We start from the raw sequence: 23651 nt of genomic DNA on the forward strand, positions 1-23651 counted from the left end.
GCTCAGAGCACCTCGGAATCTGCATTCATGAACAGCAGGCTGTCGGCTGTTTCGCGGACAAAGCCCATGCTTCTGTGATTAAGGGTTTGCATGAGGGGAGAACGTCTCCTAGTTGAGCTTGGCATCGGTGATGGCACCGGATTCGAGGCCCCAATTCGAGAGGGACTTCTTGTACTCCGGGCTGTTCAGGACGGACTGGGTGGCGGCCTGGAGGGCGGGGGTCAGGGGAGAGCCCTTCTTCAGGCCGATAGCGGTGAGGTCGCTGGAGCCAACGTTGACCTGCGGAGTCAGGATGGTGAACGATTTGGGCTGCTGCTTCTCGGCCCAGGCGAGGGAGGTTGTGTCATAGAGGATGCCGTCGACCCGCTTGGACGCCAACTGTGTCAGGGCCTCCTGGACGTTGGGCAGGGTCACGGCATTGATCGCGGGCTGTCCCTTGGAGGTGCAGGTCTGCTCCGAAAGGGCAGGGAGGCGCTTGAGTTGACCTGTGGAGCCGGCTGTGACGGCGATGTTCTTGCCGCACAGGGTTTCGTTGGTGAGCTTCAAAGGATTACCCGCGGCCACGGCCACTGAGTTGCCGGCCTTGAAGTAGTCGATCATGTCCAGGACCTTGAGCCGCTCATCGGTCTTGGACATGGTGGTGGCGGTGAAGTCGTAGCGGCCCCCGTCAATGCCAGGAATGATCGTGTCGAAGACGGTGTTTTCGAACTTCAGCTTCAGGCCGAGCTTCTTTGCCACGAGGCGGGCGATGTCCGGGTTCAGGCCGATCGGCGTCGAGTTGTCTTCAGCGAGGAACGTCGTCGGCGGGTAGTGCAGGTCCATCGCGACTGTCAGTTCGCCCTTGTCCTTGTAGGAAGCTGGCAACAGGCTCACGGCCTTTTCGTCAGGCTGGACGCCCTCGGAGATGTCGGCCGTTTTCGGATCTGTTGGGGCGGTGCTTGTTGTCCCGCCACAGCCGGTGAGGGCCAGCAGCATTGCAAACCCAGCGGCTACAGCCTGGATCTTGTTTTTGGTCTTCACGGTGTACCTCCCGCGGGCGTTTCAAATGAAGGTTTTTGCATGGTGCCCTATTCGTGCAGTCCGGCGAGCCTGCTGCCGAATCTGGCCAGGAGGGACGTCTTGGTTGAATCCTTGCGCTCTTCCCATTGATCAGCAAGACCGAAAAGCCGGTACATGCCGTGAACACCCAACCAGCGAATGGGTTCCGGTTCCCATTTCCGTGCACGGTAGCCAACCCAGGGGAGCGTGGTCCGTTCCGTTTCCCGTTCGAAGGCCAGTTCCGCGAGCGTTCGCCCGCCCACGTAGGCGGCTGTAACACCGTGTCCGGCATAGCCGGTGGACGATCCGATTCCGGATGCCTGGTCCCAATTGACGCCCCCGTTCCAGTCACGGGTGACGCCCAGGACTCCGGACCAGGCGTGGTCCACTTCGAACTGGATCCCAGGGAAGAAGGAACGGAGTTTGGTAGAGATCAGATCGATCGTTGACTGGGCAGTAGCGCCGGCGCCTCCGGTGCCGGAGCCGTAGCGGTAGGGCCGTCCCCGACCACCAATGGCGATGCGGCCATCAGCTGTGCGTTGGGAGTAGATGAACGTGTGCGCGGAGTCGTTGAGGCACTCCAGCCCGTTCCATCCAATCTGTTGCCATGCGTCCTCAGAGAGCGGTTTGGTGACAATCATTGAGGAGTTGATCGGTATCAGCGTTCGTTTGCCAAGCAGCTGTCCCGAATACCCTTCGGTGCAGATGAAGGTCTTGGTTGCGGTCACCCGCCCATGGTCGAGTGTGACGGTGGAGCCATCGATGCTGCCTACCCGGCTGCGTTCGTAGATGTTCACCCCCATGGCCGTCAGGGTGTCCGCGAGGCCGTGGACAAGTTTGGCCGGCTGGATCCGGGCACAGTGCTTGTAGAAGAGCCCTCCGTGGACGGTGGAGATGTTGACGCGGCTTTGGAACTCGTCCCGGTCCAGCAGATGGACCTCGTGTTCAGTCACGCCATACTTCAGGTCGGCGTCGCGCCTGGTGACCAGTCTTCCCAGCCCTGCCTTGGTATGGGCGGCGACCAGCGCGCCGCCCTTGTGCTGGTCCGCATCGATGCCCTCGGCCTGGAGAATGCCAAGGACAGAGTCGACGCCGGCAATGAACTCCTGCTGGAAGGCCCTGCTTGCGTCCAGCCCGCCTTCGGATACGCGGGCAAATGTTGCCCGGTTGCCGGGAACCATGGCGGACAGCCAGCCGCCGTTTCGCCCGGAGGCTCCGTAGCCGATCTGTTCTGCCTCAAAAACCGCCACCGACAGTGAGGGCTCGAGCTTCTTGGCGAAGTAGGCAGCCCAGAGGCCTGTGTACCCACCGCCAATGATTGCCAGGTCCACGGTCCCCTCGCCTGCGAAACGCGGGTACGTTGGCCGGTTTTCCGCGAGTCCGGCCATCCAGAAGCCGAGGTCTCCGTTTCGGGGTGTTGCTGTGAGGGCTTTCATCTTTGTCCTACTTTGTGGGGAGTTGGTGAGCCAGTGGAAGGCGGTGTGCTGTTTAGAAAGCGGTGTAGCCGCCGTCGACGGGCAGTACGGCGCCTGTGATGTAGGACGATTCCGGAGACGCCATGAAAAGTATGGCGTCGGCAATTTCTTCGGGAGTTGCCAGGCGCCGGAGTGGGATCTGGCCCTCGCGTTCTGCCCGGTACGCCTGGGGATCGGGCCGGCGCTGGAACGATGCCTCTATGACCGGGGTGACGGTCAGCCCCGGTGCGACGACGTTGACGCGGATGTTGCGTGAGGCCCACTCGATTGCGGCTCCTTTGGCGAGCATGATGAGGCCGCCCTTGGCCGCGGAGTAAAGGACTTCATCGGGCTTGCCAACCATGCCCAGCCGTGAACCGACCAAGACGAACGAGCCGCCCGTAGCAGGCATCAACGGTGCAAAATGCTTCATCATCAGGAAAGCGCTGAGGAGGTTGCTGTGGAGCACGTTTTTGGCATCTTCATACGCCATCTCCGTCAGCGGGCCGCTTACCTGCAGGCCATGGTTAAGGACGACGACGTCCACGGTGCCGAACGCTTCGGCAGCCTGACGGGCGAGGCTTTCGACGAATGCCTCGTCATTTAGATCTCCGGGGAGGTACACGTCGTCGGGCTGGGCGCTATCGAGCTGCTCCCTGCGGCCAGTGAGCAGCAGCCGGGCGCCTTCGCGGCGGAAGTGGGAACTCACTGCTTCCCCGATTCCGCTGCTGGCGCCGGTTATGACAGCAGTGGTCTTATCAAGTCTCATGGTGGTCAGTCCTTCTACGGTAAGTTGCTTGGTTGCGGGCTGGGGGTCGGCGGGTACGGCCCCCACGAATCAGCTGAGGAATCCGCGGGCATCCACCCGCCACCGTTCCAGCGATGTTCCCGTGCTGTCAGTGACGATGTACTCCTCGAAATTGACCACCACCGGGCAGACGTGATTCGGCACGATCGGGAGCACCGTGCCAACGCCCGGCTGGAAATCGCCGGCCGGGAGGGGAAGGAACCCGTGGTATTCGTTGAGCTTGGACAGAACCGCCGACGTGCCGGGGACGGCGCCATAGCCGATCTGCGGGTTGCCCTCCCGGCTGAGAGCTTTGGTGCCCACATCGAGAATGACCTGATCGGGAACCCAGTCGCTGACCACCGTGCCGGCGACGAACAGGGCAATCTGATCTTCCGTGCATGCCCCGAGCCGCGCGTTGTTCAAGTCATTGAACACGTATTCGCCTGGCCTGATTTCGGTGATCACGTTGCCCGTGGAGTACTCAACGGTGGGTGTTGAGCCCGCGCTGACGACGTCTGCGCTGATGCCCGCCGCGCTGAAGCTCCGCACCGCTGTGGTGAGGGCGGCTTCCTGGTCCATCGCGGCTCGCTGGCGGGAGTCCGGGCTGGCACTTCCATGACCTGGATAGGTGAAGACACCCACCGGCACCAGCCCCCGCCGGCGGGCGGCCGCGGCGAGTTCGCCGGCGAACTCGGGTGGTGCGCCGGAACGCCGCGCACCGCAGTCCACCTCGATGACAACCTGCAGCCGTTCGGCCTCAGATCCCATCGCATCAGCGAGGGCATCGATCGCCGCGAAATTGTCGACGCCGACGCGTAGTCGGGTGGTTACGGCAAGTTTGCGGATGCGCAGGCCTTTCGTTCCCGAAGGCCAGATTGGGTAGGCGATGAAGATATCGTCGAAGCCCGCTGCGGCGAAGACCTCGGCCTCACCCACATTGCCGGCCGTGATTCCCACAGCTCCGGCCTTGACCTGTCGACGGCCGATTTCGACGCATTTGTGCGTTTTTACATGCGGTCTGACATTGAGTCCCTGGCGGTCGGCGAAGCCCTGCATGCGATCGATGTTGTCCTGCATAACGTCTGCCAGCACGATCGGCGCAGGGGTGTCGACCCGCTCGACCAGAGCGTTGAGTGCTCCTTGGATACGGTTCACGCTGTTCTCCTCATGAATTTTGCCGCCAACATGTCCGCGGCTAAGCGGCTGTGCAGATCATCTGGATCTCTACAGGAGTGTTGGCCGGCAGCCCGGCGACGCCGATTGCGGTGCGGGCGTGCCGTCCGTTCTCCCCCAACACCTCGATGAGCAATTCGCTGGCCGCGTTGGCGACCCGAGATTGCAGACCGAAATCCGGTGTACTGGCCACGAACACCAGCATCTGCACGATCCGGACCCGGTCCAGGTCTCCCACCGCCTGCACAGCCGCGGCGAGGCAGTTGAGCGCGGCATGGCGGGCCAACTCCCGCGCTGTCTCCAGCCCCACGTCCCGCCCCACGATGCCTTGGCCCAGCAGCACACCGTCCTTGTAAGGTAGTTGGCCGGCGATGTGGATACTGGAACCCACCTCGCGGTGGTCCACGTAATAAGGGCTGTCAGCGAGGGTTGGAAGCTCCAGGCCAAGGGCCCGGAGCCGATCCAAAGCCGAGCCCGCCATAGTGACGCTCATCTGTAATCGGGTCTTTCTTAGGAAGCAGCGGGACGGGGCAGGCCGAAGAGTACGGGGAGCTCGGCGATGTCGGTGATCCGCTCGTAGCCGAGCCAGTGCTCGTCATGCTCGAAGCCACGGTCCACATACACCTTGTTCTTGATGCCCATGGTGGCTGCGGACCGGTGGTCGTACATCGGGCTCGCAGAGACGTGGACAACCTCGTCGGGCGTGACGCCAAGTTTGTCGAACATGTACTCAAAGGCTCCGAGCCGGGGCTTGTACATGCCCATCTGCTCGGCGCTGATGACGGTTGCAAACGGAGCTTGGAGGTTTTCCGAAAGTCGCTCAGCGTGCACCGTGTCGCTGTTGGTAATGATGACCAGGGGGACTGCCTCGGCGAGGCGGTTCAGGGCCTCGGTCACACCTGGGTAGGGGCCCCACGTGGGGACAATTTCGTAAACCGCCCTTGCGTCGGCCTCGCGGTACTCAAGGCCGAGCCTGCGTGAGGCGCGTTCCATGGAGTTGGCGATGATTTGGTGGAAGGGCTTGTAATCGCCCATGCACTCATCGATCCGGTATGCCTTGGTGGCCTGCAGGTATTCATCGGCGAGCTCCGCCGGCAGGCGTTCGCCCAGGACCGCACGGGTCGCGTCGGCGATAGCGAACTTGATGAGTGTTCCGTTCATGTCGAATGTTGCGAACTTCGGCTTGATGTCGAATGCCATTTTTTCCTCCAGTTTTGATTTTGATTGCTCTCGTCGATTGTCGACGAGAGCGCCTTGTGAAGTACCGTCGATTGTCGACAATACTCGTCTCGGTTGTAGATTGTCAACGGTTTTGTTGCCCCGAAGCAAAAAGCTATCCAGGACAGCCCGGGTTCATTACATGGTTGCTACTGGGCCTCAAGCATGGAGTCCCGCAGCCGGGACTGTACCAACGCCAGTCCTGCATATGCCGCTCCTTGGGCCACCGATAGTCCGACGACTTGCGGCACCACGGTGATACCGGGGACTACCGGAAGGCTTTGTGCCAGCCGCCTGCGTGCCTCGGGAAGGACTTCGTCCACGAGCGGACTCAGGCGGCCCACGAAATATACAGACTCGGGGTCAAGCGTCACGGCAACGGCGCCGACGGCGGCGACCACCGCCGTCGTAAATGCCTCCATCACTTCCGCACGGGACGCCGCATCCTTCGGTTGGGACCAGAGCGCCTGGATGTCGTCCAGGTCCAGTCCCCGTCCCCTGGCGAATTGGACGAATCCCTTGGTGCTTAACAGTCCCTCGAGTGTCTCGTTGCCAACACCGGAGAACAGAACCTCACCAAGGTGGCCAAAAGCCGAAGTTCGGCCCTTTGCGATTTCATGATCAGTGCAACTGGCGAAGCTCAGCTCCGTACTCAGCATGAAGAGAACAGCATTTCCTATGGTCGCGTCTTCCTCCAGAATCCCCCGGAGCGACGCACTGGCATCGCTCTCCAGCAGCAGGGGAGCATTCAATCGATCTTCGATCGTCTTTTGAAGAAGGGCCGTTTCCGTCCGGACGCGTCCAGGGAGGGCGGCGACGATTTGGCGAAGTGGCCCCTCGGCGGACTTGCTGGTGTCCACTACCAAGTCCAGCAACCACTCGGAAGTGGCTTCCATATCGCCGCCCTCCCGGCTGGGAACAATCACGTGCCTGACCTCGCGGCCCCGCAGGTCCGTCACCAGGACGCATGTGGTCCGCGCCCCGAACGAGATGCCCACAACATGCCCCGCCGTACCTGGCACATCCAGATAGGTGGAGGGCCGGCCGCGGCGTGCGACCGCATTGACTCCCTGTTCGACGACGAAACCGTCGTAACGAAGCTCATCCACCTTCCGGGATACCGTGGCCTGGCTCAATCGCGTCAATTCGATGAGCCTGGTACGGGTCAAGGGTGCCTCTGAAAGGAGAGCATCAAGAACCGAAGCCTTGGTGTAGTCGCGTGCGGTGGGGTTGGTACGCATAGCACAACCTTAATGAGGTATCAGAGCGAGGCCAGGACGTGACCGGGCGGGTTCTAGCGGATCTTGGCCTCAGTAATAGCTGATTCTCCCAGGCCCCAGTAGTCCAGGGACTTCTTGTATTCCGGGGATTCCAGAACCGACTGGATTGCTTTCTGGAGTGCCGGGGTCAGGGGTGACCCCTTCTTCAGGCCCATGGCGACATTGGTGTCAGTGCGGGTATCCATGCGCGGCTGCAAGGTGGTGAAGTGGTTGGGCTGCTGGTCGTTGGCCCAGGCCAGGGCACTGGCATCGTAAAAGACAGCGTCGATCCGCTTGGAGTCCAGTTGTGTCAGGGCTTCCTGGACGTTGGGCAGGGTGATGGCGTTGATGGCCGGCTTGCCCTGGGAAGTGCAGGTCCACTCCGAGACATTGGGCAGGTGCTTCAGTTGCTGTGTTGAGCCCTTTGTCACACCAACGTTCTTGCCGCAGAGCGTGTCATTGGTCAGGTTGAGCGGGTTGCCATTCGCTACGGCTACGGCCGAGCCTCCCTTGAGGTAGTTGATCATGTCCAACACCTTCAGCCGCTCGGCTGTAGCGGACATGGTGGTGGCGGTGAAGTCGTAGCGGCCGCCGTCGATGCCGGGAATGATTGTGTCGAACGCCGTGTTCTCGAACTTCAGCTTCAGGCCCAGCTTCTTTGCTACCAAACGGGCAAGGTCCGGGTTTACGCCAATGGGCGTTGTGTTGTCCTCGGCGAGGAACGTCATCGGCGGGGAGCTGAGGTCCATCGCGACCGTCAGCTCGCCCTTGTCCTTGATGGCCTTCGGCAGCAACGCCACCGCCGCGGCGTCCGGTTGGACACCCTCTGATATGTCACGGGTGTTCTGTGTCTTCGGAATCTCCGTCGCTTCAGTCCCTGTTGCGGCACCACCGCATGCAGTCAGGGCCAACAGTACAGCGAGCCCCGCAGCGGCTGTTTGGATCTTGTGTGTCGTCTTCATGGTGCAACCCTTCAAGTGATTTCGGCTGGTGTAATACACAGAGTGCTTTCACAGTGGAAGGCACAATCCCCAAGCATTTGGTGCCGGCGCCAGGCCGGCCTGTTTGTTGTTGCGCCTTAGCGCAGTGCCTTGAGGGCACGGCCCATTCCTTCAAGCAGGCGATCGGCGTCGTCACTGGAAAAGGGCATTGGCGGACGGATTTTCAGGACGTTGCCCTGCGCGCCGCAAGCCGAGATCAGGATCCGGTCCTGCCGGAGGGCATTGACTATGCTGGCGGCGGCGTCCCCGTTTGGAGTGAGGGTGGACCGATCGGTCACGAGGTCGACGCCGATGAACAAGCCGCTACCGCGTACTTCTGCCACCTGGTCGAGATTCCGGGTGAGGTCCTTCAGGCCGGTGAGGATCTTTCCGCCAACTTTCAAAGCGTTCTCTATGAGTGATTCCTCCCGGATGACGTCCAGAACGGCCTGGGCTGCCGCTATGGCTACTGAATTTCCGCCGAAGGTGTTGAAGTAGCGGATGTTCTTCCCGAACTCCTGCAGCAATTCGGGCTTGAAGATTGCTGCAGCTACGGGAATGCCGTTACCCATGGGTTTGCCGATGGTCACGATGTCGGGGACGATTCCGTGGCGCTGGAAGCCCCACCATTCCTCACCCGTCCGGCCGAATCCCGGCTGTACTTCGTCTGCGATGTACAGGCCACCCACGGCATGGATCTCTTCGATGATGGGGCGGAGGAAGCCTGACGGGCCAGCGAAGACACCGTCGGAGGAGAAGATGCTATCGGCGATGAAAGCGGCCACTCCGATACCGTGCCGGTGCAGGTCAGCAATGGCTGCACGCACCTGGGCCCGCAGGTGATCCTGCAGCGGGGCTTGATCTGATGAATAGCGCAGGGCGTCAGGGGCGTCGATAACCCGCACGTTCGCACCCAGCGGCACACCCTTGCCCAAGGAAGGTGAGAACGACGAGACCTCGGCAGTAAGGCCGTGGTACGCGCCGGCCGTGACGATGATGCCCTGCTGTCCGGTCACATATTTTGCGACGCGCATCGCGAGGTCATTGGCTTCTGAACCGGTGCACGTGAACATGACATGGCCGAGTTCGGCGGGGAACGTTGAAAGGAGCTGCTCCGAGTAATCCAGGATGGACTCCTGGACGTAGCGGGTGTTCGTGTTCAGCGTCTGCATCTGCCGGTGTACAGCTTCAATGACACGCGGGTGGCCGTGACCGACAGAGGGAACGTTGTTGTAGACGTCGAGATATTCATTGCCGTCCCGGTCAAACAACGTGACGCCCTTGCCGCGAACGATTTCCAGCGGCTCGTCGTAAAAGAGCCTGTAACTGGGCCCCAGGCTCTTGTCCCGGCGTCGAATGCTCTTTTGCATCTGGTCCGGGAGCTCGTCCAAGCGGCTGGGATCGAAGCCGTTAACCATGGCCTTGGACGGTTTGCGGATTATTTGGGAAGAGAGGTCCATGGTTTCTCCTGGGGGCTCGGCGGTGGGGTTCATGGTGTGAAGGAAAGTTCGGGTGCTGGCGCCGCGGCGGTGGAGGCGAGCCGGTCCCAATCGGGTTTTGAATGGGAGAGGAGATAGTCGCGCCTTTGCGGCAGCTGGCTTGCGCGCCACTGGGTTATCAGGGCCCGCAGCAGCAGGCGAGCCTGGGCAGAGACGATCAGGGCCTCCAACTCCTGCCCCGGCAAGGGGTGGATGCTTCGATAACCGTTCATGACGTGGAGTGCGTGCTCCCAGGGGCTGGCCGGGTCGGCCCCCAGCAGGTTGGCCATGGTGACGCTGATGTCGAAGATTAGGGGGGTTCGCACGACGTCCCCGAAGTCGATAATCCCGGTCACGTAGTCGGGCGTGCTGGGGTTGACCAGGACATTGAACGGACTGAAATCCCCGTGGACAACCTGGGAGGTCAGGGTGCTGAGGAGCGGAACCACTTTTTCGTCGAACTGATCGAAAATATCCTCCGCGAGGGATCGTTTTTCCTGGTCCTCCACGTATTCAAGCAAGGGCCGCATCCGGTGGAAGTGCTTAAGGTCCCAGAGGAGCAAACGGTTGGCGCGGGGATGATCGAAATCCTGCAAAGCAATCCCCAGGCGGGCCAGGCTTGAGCCCACCAATCGAAGCTGGCCAGCCGACGCGTCTTGATTGGCCAGCAAGTCACCAGGCAGGAACCGCATCACCCGCAGTACCCGATCAAAGGCTCCCGCAGGGGCCGGAATGAGGATTTGCGGCTCTCCGCCAAGGCTCCTGACAAGACGCTGGACTGGAAGTTCAGGGGCAGCCCGTTCCAAATGCTCCATGCAAGCCGTTTGAAGGTGGACGATCACTGGATCCTCATCCGGGGCTGAAATCTTCACCAGATACGTTTCGTCCCCATCCCGGAGCCGGAATGTCTCGTCCTTCTCGGTGGGAATCCGGACCAGCGTTCCCTTCAGGCCGTAGAACTGTTCAAGCAGCTCCAAAACGGCGGGGTCAGCGAGCTGCGGATGCTCCGCCAGGAGTCCACTCTCTGATGCCACTGCTTGGATAAAAGCAGAATCGCTCATTTCAGCCTTTCATCGACGGAGAGCCAGCAAACCGGTTTAGAGGCCGAGGTGCTTGTTGATCTCGTCCAGGGACTTAACGCTGTTGTAGTCGTAGCCGCCAGTGATGGGGTCGTAGCCGCGGTCCAGAACCCAGAGGTTACGGAAGCCCATGTCGTGCATCGGGTGCATGTCGTACCGGGTGTGCGAGGCGATGTGCAGGAAGTCTTCCGGCTTGGCGTTCAGGGTGTCGAGCATGTACTCGAAGGCTTGGTAGCGGGGCTTGTAGGCCTGTGCCTGTTCGGCGGTCAGCACGGCGTGGAAGTCAGCACCGAGTTTGGGGATGCTGATCTCCAGGAAGCTGTCGTCGGCGTTGGACAGGGCCACCAGCTTGTAGTTGTCGCCCATGAGCTTCAGCGGCGCCGGCACGTCGTCGTGGGCACCAAAGCCGCGGACAGCGTCAGCGAACTCTGCCCCTGCGCCAGGGGTTGGCCCAATGCCAAAGAACTTGCAGACCCGGTCAAAGGAATTCTGCAGGATTTGCTCGTACGGCTTGTAGTCGCCAAGGACTTCGTCGAAGCGGTAGCCGCGGAACACCTTCTTGAACGCGGGCCACTGCTCTTCAGGCAAACGGCCCGCGAGCAAGCGCCGGGTAGTGGAGTCAGTATCCCAGTTGATCAGTGTGCCGTAGATGTCAAAGGAGATGTACTTCGGGCGGGAGTCGGTAGTAGCCATGATGGGTCCCTTCAGTGGAGGTGGTAGGAGAGGGGGCCTCGCTCGTTTCTTCGCGGTAGGCGTCCCGATGCGAGCGAGTGGGGTATTTGATTCACTATGAATCTAAATCGCTCACTGTCAATTGTCAACAATTTTTCAGAGATTTTGTTGGGCGACCAACGGCAAGCATCGCCACCGAACGTCACACAACCCGCCACATCCGAATCCAGCCAAGCGACGTCCTACCCTTGGAGCGTGACTTTTTCCAAGATCCGCACCGCCGCCGCAAGTTCCCTCGCCGCCGCTGGTCTCCTGTTTGCCCTGGCTGCCTGTTCCGCGCCAGCGGCCCCCCAGTCAAGTACCTCCGCCCCCGCTTCGTCCGCCCCCTCTTCCTCCGCAGCGCCTTCATCCAGCGCCGCTTCCGGACCCTGCACGGGCGTAAAGGTCATCGTCGATTCCGGCGCCCTGAAGCCCTCCGCCGCTGACACATCCGTATGCGTGTCCCTGGACGCCCCGACCACCGCCGCCAAGGTGCTGGACGAAGCAAAGGTGAAGACCGAGGGAACCACCCAGTACCCCACCGAGCTGGTCTGCCGTGTCAACGGAGTGCCCGCTGCCGACGTCGACATCACCCACAAGGGCGGCACGTACCGCGAAGAGTGCGGCAAGATGCCTGCAGCCTTCGCCTACTGGTCCATTTGGGTCAAGCCGGCCACCGGCGACTGGGCCTACGCCCAGGAAGGCCTCGCCACCCAGCAGGTGAAGCCCGGCGAGAGCCTGGAGCTGCTGTTCACCGTCGACGGCGCACCGGCCGCACCCACGGCATGACCTTCCGATCCGCGCCGCTACGCGCAGGGGCGGCTCTCGCCGTCGTGTTCGTCGCGGCGCGGGTCATTTACCGCGTTCTTTTCAACGGTGCGGGCACCGTTGGGCCGGTTCTGCTCAACCTGCCGTCTGTGCGGCTGCCCGCCCCGTACGCCCATGTGGTCTTCCTAGGTCCGGTAACGGCGCCGGGCCTGTGGGAGGCGGTCCTGTCCGCGCTTCCGATTGCCGGCTTGATCCTGGCTTTTGGCGTACTCAACGCTTTCGTTGACGTGGCAAGGGGCTTCATACGGCTGGCCCGCGGCGGTCCATTCCAAGGCATAGCCCGCACACTCGTGGTGGCTTGGGCGGCGCTCCCCGCGCTCGCCGACGCCGTCGCCTCCGTCCGCTTGGCCTTCCGGCTGCGGGGCGAGCGCTTCGGGCCCCGCGCCCTAGTGCCCGTGCTCGAGCGAACCCTTGAGCACGCCAGCCGGGTTGCGGCGGCCTTGGAATTGCGTGGCTTCGGAAGCAGGACGGCGCACCAACCCGGCCGCGATCCGGGGTTGCCCCTTGAGATCCGGGACGCCCAATTCCGCATTGGCGATACGCGGCTGCAGGTGGAAAACTTCAAGCCAGACCCCGGGACAATAACGGTTGTTACCGGCCCCACCGGCTCAGGCAAGTCCACCATCCTGCGGGGTGTAGCGGGCCTCCTTTCACATGTCGACGGCGGAGAAGTCACCGGCACGGTTCGTGTAGCCGGAGTGGACCGTGCGGGAGCACCGCCTCGCGATACTGCGGGCGTCGTCGGCGTCGTCCTGCAAAACCCGCGCGCCGCGTTCGCGAGCACCCGCGTCAAGGACGAAATCTCACTTTCGCTTGAACTGCGCGGCGTTGGGCCCGGCGTCGCCAGGGCCCGCACCGTGGAGGTCGCGGAGTGGATTGGCGTGTCGGCGCTCCTGGACCGGAACCTGAACTCCCTCTCGGCTGGCGAGGCGATGCTCGTGGCGATCGCCGCCGCCGTGGTGGAGCACCCGGCCCTACTTTTGGTTGACGAGCCGCTTGCTGACCTCGACACCACGGCCCGGGCCCGCGTTATCGCCGTACTCGACGCCCTCGCCCGTAGATCGGGCATTTGCATCATTGTGGCCGAGCATCGGGCGGAGCCGCTGCTCCCCGTCGCCGACTCATGGTGGAGTATTCACGACGGCGGCCTGGTATCGGGCGTTTCGCCAGCACCTTCGCGCCGGGGTGGGATCCGCCCGACGTCGGCCGTGTCAGCGGGATTGGGACAGTCACCGACATCGGGGTCACCGGAAGACGCACCCGTACTGACCGCGACTAAGCTCGCGGTGCACCGCGACGGCAAGGCGCTCGTCCGCGACGCCTCCCTTACCCTGCACCTTGGTGAAGTGGTTGCCCTGGTCGGCCCTAACGGGGCCGGCAAGTCCTCGCTGCTGGTGGCCCTCGCGCTCGGAGGAGGAACCAGCGGCACGGTGGACGGCGGCCGCGTCGCTTTGGTTCCGGACGCCTCTGACGACCTTTTCACGAGGGACACGGTGGCTGCTGAGCTCCGGGCAGCAGATCGGCGCGAAGCGCGGGCCCGGCGTAAATCAGACGGGAATGGCTCGGACAGGACCGCCTCACAGCCGGCAGCAGCACGCCTGGCCCGATTGCGTGGTGACGTTCGGATTCCGATTGGAAACGAGCATCCGCGGGACCTGTCGGCCGGAGAGCGCCGTATCCTCGCCATCGCCCTCCAGACCTCGGACGATCCCCAAGTCCTCCTTATTGATGAGCCCACCCGCGGGCTCGATCCGGAGGCCCGCGCAGGAATCACGGCCGCCTTGCTCGCATTGGCGGACGCTGGCGCAGCAGTCCTGATCGCCACGCATGACCTCGATTTCGCGCACGGTCTGGGGGCCCGGATCGTGCAGATGGACGACGGCGTGGCGCCTGCCGCCCAAGCCGAAGCCGTACTCCTATCCAACGGCGACGCCGTCCCCGCGAGCTCCACAGCCAGGGCAGCAGAGCAGCCCGGAGAAATCCGGCAGGTTGCGGCCCCGCGGTTCATCGACGGGGCAAAAGAGACCGGGCCGACAATTGGTCCGACCGCAAAGCGGGCCCACCACCTCCGCTTGCCACGGGCCTTGGAGGCCGCAATTCTCGCGGCTGCCAACGTTTTGGCCCTGGGCGCGTTCTGCTGGCCATTGCTCGCTGCGGCCCTACCCGAGGATGCCGCGGCCGCTGTTCCCTACGCGGCGTTGGCCATCGCGCCGCTGGCGGTCGTCGCCGTCGTGGTTTCCCTCGACGGTTCCGTCCGTTCCGCTCACACCGTGGCCCTGCTGGGCGTCCTGGCCGCCGTCGGTTCGGCAGTTCGTGTGGCCAGCACCGGCGTCGGGGGAGTTGAAGCAGTGTTCATCCTGCTGATCCTGGCCGGCCGCGCCTTCGGTGCCAGATTCGGAATGCTCCTTGGCGCGACTACGATCGCAGTCTCCAGCGCCCTCTGGAGCGGTATCGGCCCGTGGTCGCCGTTCCAGATCTTCGCCTGCGCCTGGGTGGGGGCGGGGGCGGGCCTGTTGCCCCGCCGGGTTCGCGGACGTGCTGAACTATGGATGCTTTGCGGGTATGGCGTCGTGGCGTCCTACGTTTTCGGCCTGCTCACCAATTTGTGGTTCTGGCCGTTCGCTGTGGGTGCCGGAACCGGCATTTCCTACACGCCCGGCGCCCCACTGGCCACCAACCTCAGCAGCTTCCTGCTCTACTCCCTTTTGACCTCGACGGCGGGGTGGGACACCCTGCGTGCCATCACTACCATCATCGGAATCTCTGCCGTGGGACGGGCTATCCTCGCCGCCTTCCGGCGGGCGAAGCCGGTCTCCAGCCCGGGCGTTCAAACCACCCGGGCCGAGGACCCTGGATCCAGGAAGACGGGCACAAAGTATGCCCGTCACCCCAAAGCCAAGGACCCGCACCAACTCACACCTTGAAGTACTTGGCCTCCGGGTGGTGGAACACGAAAGCATCCGTTGACTGCTCCGGGTGCAGCATCAGCTCATCGCTAAGGATGACGCCCATCCGTTCGGGTTTCAGCAGCTCCGTGACCTTGCGGCGGTCTTCCATGTCCGGGCAGGCCGGATATCCCAGGGAGAAGCGGGCACCGCGGTAGTCGAGCTTGAAGTAACCGGCTTTGTCCTTCGGCTCTTCGGCGGCGAAACCCAGTTCGGAACGGATCCGCGCGTGCCAGAATTCAGCCAGTGCCTCGGTGAGCTGCATGACCAGGCCATTGAGCTCGTAATAGTCGCGGTATTGGTTGGCTGCGAACATCTTGGACGTGAATTCCTCGATTTTCGCACCGGCGGTTACCAGTTGCACCGGCAGGACGTCGATCTGGCCCGATTCCCGGGACCGCACGAAGTCGGCGAGGCACAAGTGCCGGTCCCGCCGCTGGCGCGGGAAGTCGAAGCGCAGGCGCTCGGTGCCGATTGGTCCGTCTGAGCCACCATCGGGGGCGAGCAGGCCGGGGATGCCGAGGACGCCGTCGTGATCCTCTCCGTGGTGCAGCACCACCACCTGTTCGCCCTCGGACACAACGGGGAAATAGCCGTAGGCGACCGATGCATCGAGCATTCCCTCGGCGAGGATACGGTCCAGCCAGTACCGCAGGCGGGGCCGGCCTTCAAGTTCCACCAGTTCGTCGTAGGAGGCGCCGTCGTCGCCCCGCCCGGGCTTGAGTCCCCACTGGCCCATGAACGTTGCGCGCTCATCGAGCAAAGCAGCGTAGTCGTGCAATGCGACGCCGCGCACAATTCGCGTGCCCCAGAACGGTGGTGCGGGGACGGGGTTTTCGGCGGTGACGTCGGACCGGCCGGGCATTGCCTCAGGTTCAGTCACGGTGAACTTGGGGCCACTCTTGTGGATCCGCTTCTTCAGCGGCGGGAGGCCGACCGCGTCAGGGTCAGCGCCGCGGGCCACCTGCACCAACGGCTCCATGAGAGCGAGGCCTTCGAAGGCGTCCTTGGCGTACCTGACGGTTCCCTCAAACTGCTCCGCGAGGTCCTGCTCCACGTAGGCGCGGGTCAGGGCTGCGCCACCCAAGATGATGGGCCACTTCTTCGCCAGGCCTCGGGACTGGAGCTCGGCAAGGTTTTCCTTCATCACCACAGTGGACTTCACCAGCAGGCCGGACATGCCGATCACGTCGGCGTCGTGCTCCTCCGCTGCGGCCATGATCTCGGCGATTCCCTGCTTGATGCCGATGTTGACCACTTTGTAGCCGTTGTTGGTGAGGATGATGTCCACGAGATTCTTGCCAATATCGTGTACGTCGCCGCGAACGGTGGCGATCACCATGGTGCCCTTGCCGGAAGAATCCGACTTCTCCATGTGCGGCTCGAGCAGTGCGACCGCGTTCTTCATCACCTCAGCGGATTGCAGCACGAACGGAAGCTGCATCTCGCCGGCGCCGAAGCGCTCACCAACAACCTTCATGCCCTCCAGCAGTTGGTCGTTGATGATGCCGAGCGGGGTCATGCCTTCACTGCGTGCGAGGTCGAGGTCCTCTTCGAGTCCCTTGCCTTCACCGTCGATGATGCGCCGCTGCAGGCGTTCGCCGGTGGGCAGTGCAGCGAGTTCCGCGGCGCGCTGGTCCTTGAGCGCAGCGGTGTCGACGCCGGCGAAGAGGTCCAGCATGATGGCCAAGGGGTCATAGGTGACGTTGCCGTCGGCGTCGTACTCGCGGCGGTCCCACACGAGGTCCAGGGCCACCTTGCGCTGATCATCCGGCAGCGATGCCAGCGGCACGATCTTTGCGGCGTCGATGATTCCGCTGGTCAAGCCCGCCTGCACTGCCTCGTGCAGGAACACCGAGTTCAGCACCATGCGCGCAGCCGGGTTCAGGCCGAAGGACACGTTGGACACGCCAAGGGTGGTCTGGATGCCCGGGTACTTCGTGGTGATCTGGCGGATTGCCTCGATGGTTTCGATGCCGTCCCGGCGGGTTTCCTCCTGACCGGTGGCGATGGGGAAGGTCAGGGCGTCCACAATGATGTCCTCTACGCGCATCCCCCAATCGCCCACCAGGGCGTCGACGAGGCGGGAAGCGATGGCCACCTTACCTTCGGTGGTGCGCGCCTGGCCCTGCTCGTCGATGGTCAACGCAATCACGGCGGTGCCATGTTCCTTCACCAGCGGCATGATCCGAGCAAAGCGGCTGTCCGGGCCATCCCCGTCCTCGTAATTGACGGAGTTGACCACCGGACGACCACCGATGAGTTCCAGCCCGGCCTTCAGGACGGGCGGTTCGGTGGAGTCGATGACGAGCGGGAGGGTGGAGGCCGACGCGAAGCGCGAAACGATTTCCTTGATGTCCGCCACGCCGTCGCGGCCCACATAGTCGATGCAAACGTCGAGCAGGTGTGCGCCGACGCGGACCTGCTCGCGGGCAATATCCACGCAGTCGTCCCAGCGCTCTTCCAGCATTGCCTGGCGGAACGCCTTGGAACCGTTGGCGTTGGTGCGCTCACCAATGGCGAGATACGCGGACTCCTGGTCGAACGGCACGTGATGGTAGAGGGATGCGACGCCGGCCTCGCGTTCAGTGGGAACCCGGCCGCCGGCGCTTTTCGCGCCGTTGGCGACGGTCCCGGCGTCGAGCGTGTTGCCGTTGGTGCGGAAGGGCTCAAGACGTTCGACGACGGCGGCCATGTGCTCCGGCGTCGTACCGCAACAGCCGCCCACCAGGCCCAAGCCGAATTCACGCACAAACTGCTCGTGCGCGGTGGCGAGTTCCGTGGGGGAGAGCGGATAGTGCGCGCCGTTCGCGCCGAGGATCGGCAGCCCGGCGTTGGGCATGCAGGCGATAGCGACCGAGGACTGCTTGGACAGGTGCCGGAGGTGCTCGCTCATCTCATCCGGCCCGGTGGCGCAGTTCAGACCGATGGCATCGACGCCGAGCGGCTCAAGAGCGGTGAGCGCAGCGCCGATTTCGGAACCCATCAACATGGTTCCGGTGGTCTCGACCGTCACCTCGACGAAGATGGGGAGCCGGACACCGCTGGCAACGATCGCCTGCTTGCAACCGTTCACCGCAGCCTTTGCCTGAAGGAGGTCCTGGCTGGTTTCGATGAGGAACGCATCCGCTCCGCCGGCGATGAGGCCCTCGGCCTGCAGTGCGAAGGTCTGCTTGAGGGAGTCGTAGCTGGTGTGCCCGAGGCTGGGGAGTTTGGTGCCCGGGCCCATGGAACCCAGAACCCACCGCATCCGTCCGTCTTTCGCTTCTGCAGCCTCCGCGCGCTCGCGGGCAATCTGCGCACCCTTGCGGGCGAGCTCCTCAATGCGGTCGTCGATGCCGTAGTCGGAGAGGTTGGACCAGTTCGCGCCGAACGTGTTGGTCTCTACTGCGTCGATTCCCACCGCGAAGTACGCGTCATGGATGTCCCCGATGACATCAGGGCGCGTGTCGTTGAGGATCTCATTGCAGCCTTCCAGTCCCTGGAAATCCGTGTCCAGGGAGAGTTCCCGGCCCTGCAACATGGTGCCCATGGCGCCATCGGCAATGACCACGCGCTGGTTGACCGCATCCAAGAGCGATTGGGAGCGGACAGGGCGGGAGACGGAATCGATGTCAAGGGCAAAACGAGGCATATAAACAGGGTACGGGTGAGGTCCGACACAGTACTTCGTATGTCCGTGTACTACGACGGCGGGTGGTTGTCTTTCGCGGCGGGCCGGTCCTCTGATCCGAAAGGGGTTTTCCACATAGCCTCAAAAATTCATTGCCCTCCCCTGACCACAATGGTTCGATGGGGTTCATGGCTACCGAAGAAAGTTATGTCCTAGGGATCGGGACCAAGAAGGGTTTGTGGCTCGCAAGCAGCCCGGACCGAAAACAATGGTCCCTCTCCGGCCCGCATTTCCTGATGAGTGAGATCCCGAGCATCGGGATAGACACCCGGGACGGCAAGACCAGGATCATGGTGGGGGTGCGTTCGGAGCACTGGGGACCCACCGTGGCCCACTCAGATGACCTCGGCGCCACCTGGACCGAACCCGAGCAAGGCGCCATCAAATTTCCGGACGGCACCGACGCCGCCTTGGAACGCATCTGGCAGATCTACCCCGACGCCGAGTCCCGTCCTGGCGTGGTTTGGGCCGGGTGCGAGCCGATTTCAGTGTGGAAATCCACCGACGGCGGCGAGCACTTTGAGCTGAACCGCGGACTCTGGGACCACCCCCATCGCAGTGAGTGGGGTGCTGGCTATGGCGGCGCGGCAGCCCACTCGATCGTGGTGGATCCTTCCGGTGAGAACGTCCATGTCGCCATGAGCACGGGCGGCGTTTACAGATCGCTCGACGGCGGTACCTCCTGGGAGCCCCGTAACAAGGGAATCTCGGCCTACTTCATGCCTGATCCCAATCCCGAGTTTGGCCAGTGCGTCCACAAGATTGCTGCCGATGCTGCCGTCGAGGGCCGTTTGTACGCACAGAACCACCATGGCGTATATCGCACGGACGATAACGGCGAGAACTGGAACTCCATCGCGGAGGGGCTGCCCGCGGACTTTGGCTTCGTGATGCTGACCCACCCCCGGCGCGAGGGCACCGCCTGGGTCATCCCGCTGAAGGCCGACGGCGAACGCATCCCGCCGGACGGCAAGCTCAGCGTGCACCGCACGGAGGATGCCGGCGGAACGTGGAGAGAGCTCCACACCGGTCTGCCGGACCACGAATACAACGCTGTGCTTCGCGACGCCGCATCCGTGGACACTGCCGAACCGACTGGCGTGTACTTCGGAACGCGCGGTGGAGCTGTCTATGCCAGCGCCGACGAGGGCGAGACCTTTACTGAAGTGGCCTCGCACTTGCCGGACGTACTGTGCGTGCGTGCCGCCGTCGTGGTTGGAAACCGCAGCGGCCGGGCGCGGGAAGCATCAGCCAGCGCTCCGGTGCCTGGTTAGGCCCGTTGTGGCTGACTTTACGGTCGTGTTGCCAGGTGTCCTGCAGCCGCTCGTCGGCGGACAGTCCTATCTGACTGCGTCCGCCGACGGGGCTGTGACCGTTGGACAGTTGCTGGACTCGGTAACCGGAGAATATCCGGTGCTGGCCAGGCGTTTGCGGGATGAAACCGGTGCGCTCCGCCGTTTCGTGAATATTTACGTGAACGGCGATGAGGTCCGGCGTCTGAAGGGTCTTGATACGGAGGTTGCGGCCGGCCAGGAGGTCTTGATTATCCAGTCCGTGGCCGGCGGCTAAGCGGGTATTTGGGGTCAAGCCTGGGTTCAGGCGACGCGCCAAACACTGCATTCGTCGGTATTGATGGCTTTCCTCATACCGGAGACGTGGTCCATGATCCAGACGACGCCGATTCCAGGCGCTGTTTCCTGGACCCGTCCGCGGCGGATGACCACGTCATCGTAGGCGGGACCAACGGACATGCGGGCCTCGATCTCGTCTCCGCGGTGGAGCTGGCTGATCGCGCGTATACGTGTTGTGTGAGTGGTGACTTCCTTCAGCATGGTGTCCTCCTGAACTGGAGCTGGTGCCTGCACTTGCCGGCTATTCCAGTGTGGCGGGGCATTGTTGCCAAAGTATTTCGGCGTGGTTAGGGTCCGGTTAGCATTCCGGGATGCTTGCGTTTCCGCTATCGCCCGACGCCGATTCGCACATCGGTGGTAGGACTCGCCTTCGCTTTGTGGCTGCTTCCGCGGACCCGCGCGGGCGCGACGGTAACCTGATCTCGGTTCTTGAGACTCACAGGAACCACAGACTCCGTCCCCGGGAGATTTAATGGGCTTTTTGCGACGTGCAATCGCGGTGTCCACAGGCTTGGTGGTTTTCGCCACAGGCCTGTTTTTCGTCCAGGCCCCTGCCTCGGCGGTGCCGGAACCCACACCCGATAATCCGAACGTACGGTTCTTCGAGGGGACGCCGCATTCGGAGCACGTCTTTGAGGCGCCACCCGGACAGGCGCCATCCAGCAGTGGCGAGATCACCGACGTCGAATCCCTTCTCGGCGAGGGCGCAGCAGCAACCGGCCCCAATGGCGATATCCGGGTTCGACTCGTCACGGCCAAGCTTGCCGACAACACCAATCCGGTCTCCATGTCAGCGGCCGAGCAGACGGTAGCGGCCACCAGCAGCTACTGGAAAGCCATGACGGACAACAAGCTGTCCATGACTGTGGACAGCAAGGTCTCCGGGTTCCAATCCAAAGCCAAGTCGACAGACAGCTACAGCACCATCATGTCCACCATCACGAGCGAGTTGAAATGGACGGCAAGCCCCTACACGGCGCTGGTGATCTTTATTCCGACGTCCACACTTTCCGGAAATGCGCTGGGCGTCGGCTACAGCAGTGGCAGCTACAGCGGGCGGGTGCTGATGCCGCAAATCAGCAACTTCTCCAACAACGTCATGAGCCATGAATTCGGGCACGTGATCGGACTGATGCACGCCGATGCGTTGCAGTGCTACAGCGGCGCGTCCGACGTCGGCGTGGACAGCACCGGGCGGTTCACGGACAGCTCCTGCTACATCCGTGAATACGGAGACACCACGGACCTCATGGGCGCTGCGCAGTACGCCCAGCCGGTGGTGAGCTCCAGCTTCTGGGACTACGCAGGGCTGGGCCGCGGCGATGAAATCCGCGATGTCGGGGTGGCTACAGGCGTCAAAAGCTACACGTTGAAGCCTTGGGGAGGCACCGACGCGCAGAGAGCCATTAAGTTCACGGACCCGGTCAGCAAAGAGGTCTACTACCTGGAACTCAGGCAGCCGGTGGGGTACGACAGCTATCTCGGGGATGAGGGCAGGCCCGCCGGCAACAGGGGCGTCAAGATCGTCCAACGCGGTGGCGCCACGATCGCGTCATCGCTGATTCTCATGCCGTCCACCATCCCGTTCCCGGAGCAGTACTACGCCAAGAACCACGCCTGGCAAGCCGGCAGCACCTTCACCACCTACACCGGCACCCAGGTCACCATCAACTCCGTCTCCACAACCTCGGCGACTGTCACCATCAACGCCGATCCCAAACTCAAGGCACGCATGCGTTTCTCCGCGGGCGACTTCGACGGCGACAAACTGGCCGACGTCATCTCCCGGGAAGCTGACGGTTCGCTGCTGCTCTTCAGCGGCCTCCCAGGAAACCGGCTGGACGATCCGGTGCAGATCGGCTCGGGCTGGAGCATCTTCAATGCCGTTTTGGGAACGTCGGACTTCAACGGCGACGGCTTCGCGGATGTCCTGGCCCGAACCAGCGACGGCGCATTGTGGCTTTATCCTGGCAACGGCAAGGGTGGATTCCTGACCCGGAGCCAGATCGGTTTTGGTTGGCAGGGCTTCACGCAGTTGGTCGCGGCCGGGGACTTCAATGCGGATGGCCGGAGCGACCTGATCGCCGCCGGTGCGGATGGCCGCCTGTGGTTGTATCCCGGCAATGGCACAGGTGGTTTCCTAGCCCAAACGCAGATCGGCCAAGGCTGGGATTCCTTCAACAGCCTCGCAGCGTCAGGTTCGTTCGGGGGCGGTGCTCCGGGTCTGCTCGCCCGGGCCGGCGACGGCACGCTCTTCGTCTACCCCGGGGATGGCAGGGGCGGCTTCCTGCCGCGTGCCGCCGTCGGAACTGGTTGGAACGGGGTAGGTGACATTGTTGGCGGCCGGGACTTCACAGGTGACAAGCGGGTGGACGTCCTGACCGCAGCAGCGGGCGGGGGCATGACCCTCTATCCAGGGGACGGCATTGGCTTCGCGGATCGGCTTGCGATCGGGACCGGATGGAACCAGTTCCGTCAGGTGTGGGAAGCAGGCGATTTCGACGGCGACGCTGCCGCCGACATCCTGGCGCGCGGGACCGACGGCGCGCTCTGGCTTTACCCGGGCAACGGATCGGGCAGCTTCGTTCCGCGTGTTCAAGTCGGGTGGGGCTGGGGCCAGTTCACGTCGGTGCTCAGCGCGGGAGATTTCGACGGCGATTCGCACCCTGATCTTGTGGCCCGGGCTTCCGATGGGACACTGTGGCTTTACCCGACGGACGGCACGGGACAGTTCCTTGCACGTAAACAGATCGGCACCGGATGGCAAGGTTTCGAGCAATTGCTGGCCCCGGGCGATTTCACGGGCGACGGAAAGCCGGACATCGTTGCGCAGGGCTCCGATGGCGTGCTGTGGGTCTATCCCGGCAACGGCTCCGGGGGCTTCCTGGCCCGCAAACAGATCGGCACCGGGTGGGACATGTTCAACCTGGTCCTGCAGGCCGGTGACTTCAACGGCGACGGAAGGGAAGACCTGGTTGGCCGTACAGGTGATGGCGGACTCTGGCTCTACCCGGGGAACGGGGCTGGCGGCTTCCTTTCCCGCTCCTACCTCGGCTCAGGGTGGAACATGTTCTCCAGCATCGCTGCCCTCGGTAACGGATTTACCGGTACTGGCGACCCCTCCGTGGTGGGAGTTGCCGGGGACGGCACGTTGCTGATGTACTCCGGAACGGGTGCTGGGAAGTTCATGCCGGTGGCGCTGAATCCGCGATAGGTCCGGCTGGCCTTGGTGCCACGAGGTCGCCGGAAACGTGCGAAATCGCCGGGAAACCCCTGTGTGTCAGGCTGCTGTGTGACAGTTTGTGTGTCGCTCGTGGCCTGACGTGCGGGGCGGGGAAAGGTCCGTTATGGATTTTGTTGTCCCGTTGCGTGCTTCGAAGCGGAGTCACTTCAC

Annotated in this window: 18 protein-coding genes; 5 read left to right on the forward strand and 13 right to left on the reverse strand. The window is 63.1% G+C overall.

Annotation, left to right across the window (positions count from 1 at the left end):
- Positions 1-108: 108 nt before the first annotated feature.
- From KSW38_RS09675 to KSW38_RS09725, 11 genes are all read right to left on the reverse strand, one after another.
- Positions 109-1020, reverse strand: a complete 912-nt coding sequence (locus KSW38_RS09675; protein ID WP_216924603.1) for an ABC transporter substrate-binding protein — start codon at positions 1018-1020, stop codon at positions 109-111.
- 47 nt (positions 1021-1067) lie between these two features.
- Complete coding sequence (locus tag KSW38_RS09680) at positions 1068-2474, reverse strand: NAD(P)/FAD-dependent oxidoreductase (protein WP_254186283.1); 1407 nt, start codon at positions 2472-2474, stop codon at positions 1068-1070.
- 52 nt (positions 2475-2526) lie between these two features.
- Positions 2527-3261, reverse strand: coding sequence for an SDR family NAD(P)-dependent oxidoreductase (locus KSW38_RS09685; protein ID WP_216924605.1), 735 nt, complete (start codon positions 3259-3261; stop codon positions 2527-2529).
- A gap of 69 nt (positions 3262-3330) precedes the next feature.
- Positions 3331-4437 carry an alanine racemase gene (locus tag KSW38_RS09690; RefSeq protein WP_216924607.1) on the reverse strand — a complete coding sequence of 369 codons (1107 nt, stop codon included), beginning with the start codon at positions 4435-4437 and terminating at the stop codon, positions 3331-3333.
- Positions 4438-4477: 40 nt separating this feature from the next.
- Positions 4478-4948 (reverse strand): RidA family protein, encoded by a 471-nt coding sequence (locus tag KSW38_RS09695; protein ID WP_216924609.1) that lies wholly within the window; start codon positions 4946-4948, stop codon positions 4478-4480.
- A 17-nt stretch (positions 4949-4965) separates the two neighbouring features.
- On the reverse strand, positions 4966-5655 hold the full coding sequence (locus KSW38_RS09700) for a haloacid dehalogenase type II (protein WP_216924611.1): 690 nt from the start codon (positions 5653-5655) through the stop codon (positions 4966-4968).
- 167 nt (positions 5656-5822) lie between these two features.
- A complete protein-coding gene (locus KSW38_RS09705; protein ID WP_216924613.1) occupies positions 5823-6914 on the reverse strand; it encodes an ROK family transcriptional regulator in 1092 nt (363 codons plus the stop codon).
- Between the two features lie 53 nt (positions 6915-6967).
- A complete protein-coding gene (locus KSW38_RS09710; RefSeq protein ID WP_216924614.1) occupies positions 6968-7894 on the reverse strand; it encodes an ABC transporter substrate-binding protein in 927 nt (308 codons plus the stop codon).
- A gap of 116 nt (positions 7895-8010) precedes the next feature.
- Positions 8011-9372 carry an aspartate aminotransferase family protein gene (locus KSW38_RS09715; protein WP_216924615.1) on the reverse strand — a complete coding sequence of 454 codons (1362 nt, stop codon included), beginning with the start codon at positions 9370-9372 and terminating at the stop codon, positions 8011-8013.
- 29 nt (positions 9373-9401) lie between these two features.
- Positions 9402-10451, reverse strand: coding sequence for a phosphotransferase (locus KSW38_RS09720; RefSeq protein ID WP_216924617.1), 1050 nt, complete (start codon positions 10449-10451; stop codon positions 9402-9404).
- Positions 10452-10487: 36 nt separating this feature from the next.
- Positions 10488-11162 carry a haloacid dehalogenase type II gene (locus KSW38_RS09725; protein WP_216924619.1) on the reverse strand — a complete coding sequence of 225 codons (675 nt, stop codon included), beginning with the start codon at positions 11160-11162 and terminating at the stop codon, positions 10488-10490.
- Between the two features lie 234 nt (positions 11163-11396).
- Between KSW38_RS09725 and KSW38_RS09730 the strand changes: the two genes are divergently transcribed.
- Together KSW38_RS09730 and KSW38_RS09735 are read left to right on the forward strand one after the other, a co-directional pair.
- Positions 11397-11969 (forward strand): hypothetical protein, encoded by a 573-nt coding sequence (locus KSW38_RS09730; RefSeq protein ID WP_216924621.1) that lies wholly within the window; start codon positions 11397-11399, stop codon positions 11967-11969.
- Complete coding sequence (locus KSW38_RS09735; protein ID WP_216924623.1) at positions 11966-14932, forward strand: ATP-binding cassette domain-containing protein; 2967 nt, start codon at positions 11966-11968, stop codon at positions 14930-14932. The genes KSW38_RS09730 and KSW38_RS09735 overlap by 4 nt, the downstream gene beginning before the upstream one ends.
- Here the strand turns inward: KSW38_RS09735 and metH are convergent.
- Positions 14922-18587: a methionine synthase gene (gene metH, locus KSW38_RS09740; RefSeq protein WP_216924631.1), complete on the reverse strand. Its 3666-nt coding sequence runs from the start codon at positions 18585-18587 to the stop codon at positions 14922-14924. The two genes, KSW38_RS09735 and metH, sit on opposite strands and share 11 nt — an antisense overlap.
- Before the next feature lie 158 nt (positions 18588-18745).
- Here metH and KSW38_RS09745 point away from each other — a divergent pair, with 158 nt between their 5' ends.
- Together KSW38_RS09745 and KSW38_RS09750 are read left to right on the forward strand one after the other, a co-directional pair.
- A complete protein-coding gene (locus KSW38_RS09745; RefSeq protein ID WP_216924632.1) occupies positions 18746-19900 on the forward strand; it encodes a WD40/YVTN/BNR-like repeat-containing protein in 1155 nt (384 codons plus the stop codon).
- 7 nt (positions 19901-19907) lie between these two features.
- Positions 19908-20195: a MoaD/ThiS family protein gene (locus KSW38_RS09750; protein WP_216924633.1), complete on the forward strand. Its 288-nt coding sequence runs from the start codon at positions 19908-19910 to the stop codon at positions 20193-20195.
- A gap of 26 nt (positions 20196-20221) precedes the next feature.
- Here the strand turns inward: KSW38_RS09750 and KSW38_RS09755 are convergent, their stop codons facing one another.
- Positions 20222-20458: a hypothetical protein gene (locus KSW38_RS09755; RefSeq protein ID WP_216924635.1), complete on the reverse strand. Its 237-nt coding sequence runs from the start codon at positions 20456-20458 to the stop codon at positions 20222-20224.
- 271 nt (positions 20459-20729) lie between these two features.
- Here KSW38_RS09755 and KSW38_RS09760 point away from each other — a divergent pair, with 271 nt between their 5' ends.
- A complete protein-coding gene (locus tag KSW38_RS09760; protein ID WP_216924637.1) occupies positions 20730-23471 on the forward strand; it encodes an FG-GAP-like repeat-containing protein in 2742 nt (913 codons plus the stop codon).
- Positions 23472-23651 lie beyond the last annotated feature (180 nt).

Source organism: Paenarthrobacter aromaticivorans (genome assembly GCF_019038615.1).
In the GTDB taxonomy this organism is placed as follows: domain Bacteria; phylum Actinomycetota; class Actinomycetes; order Actinomycetales; family Micrococcaceae; genus Arthrobacter; species Arthrobacter aromaticivorans.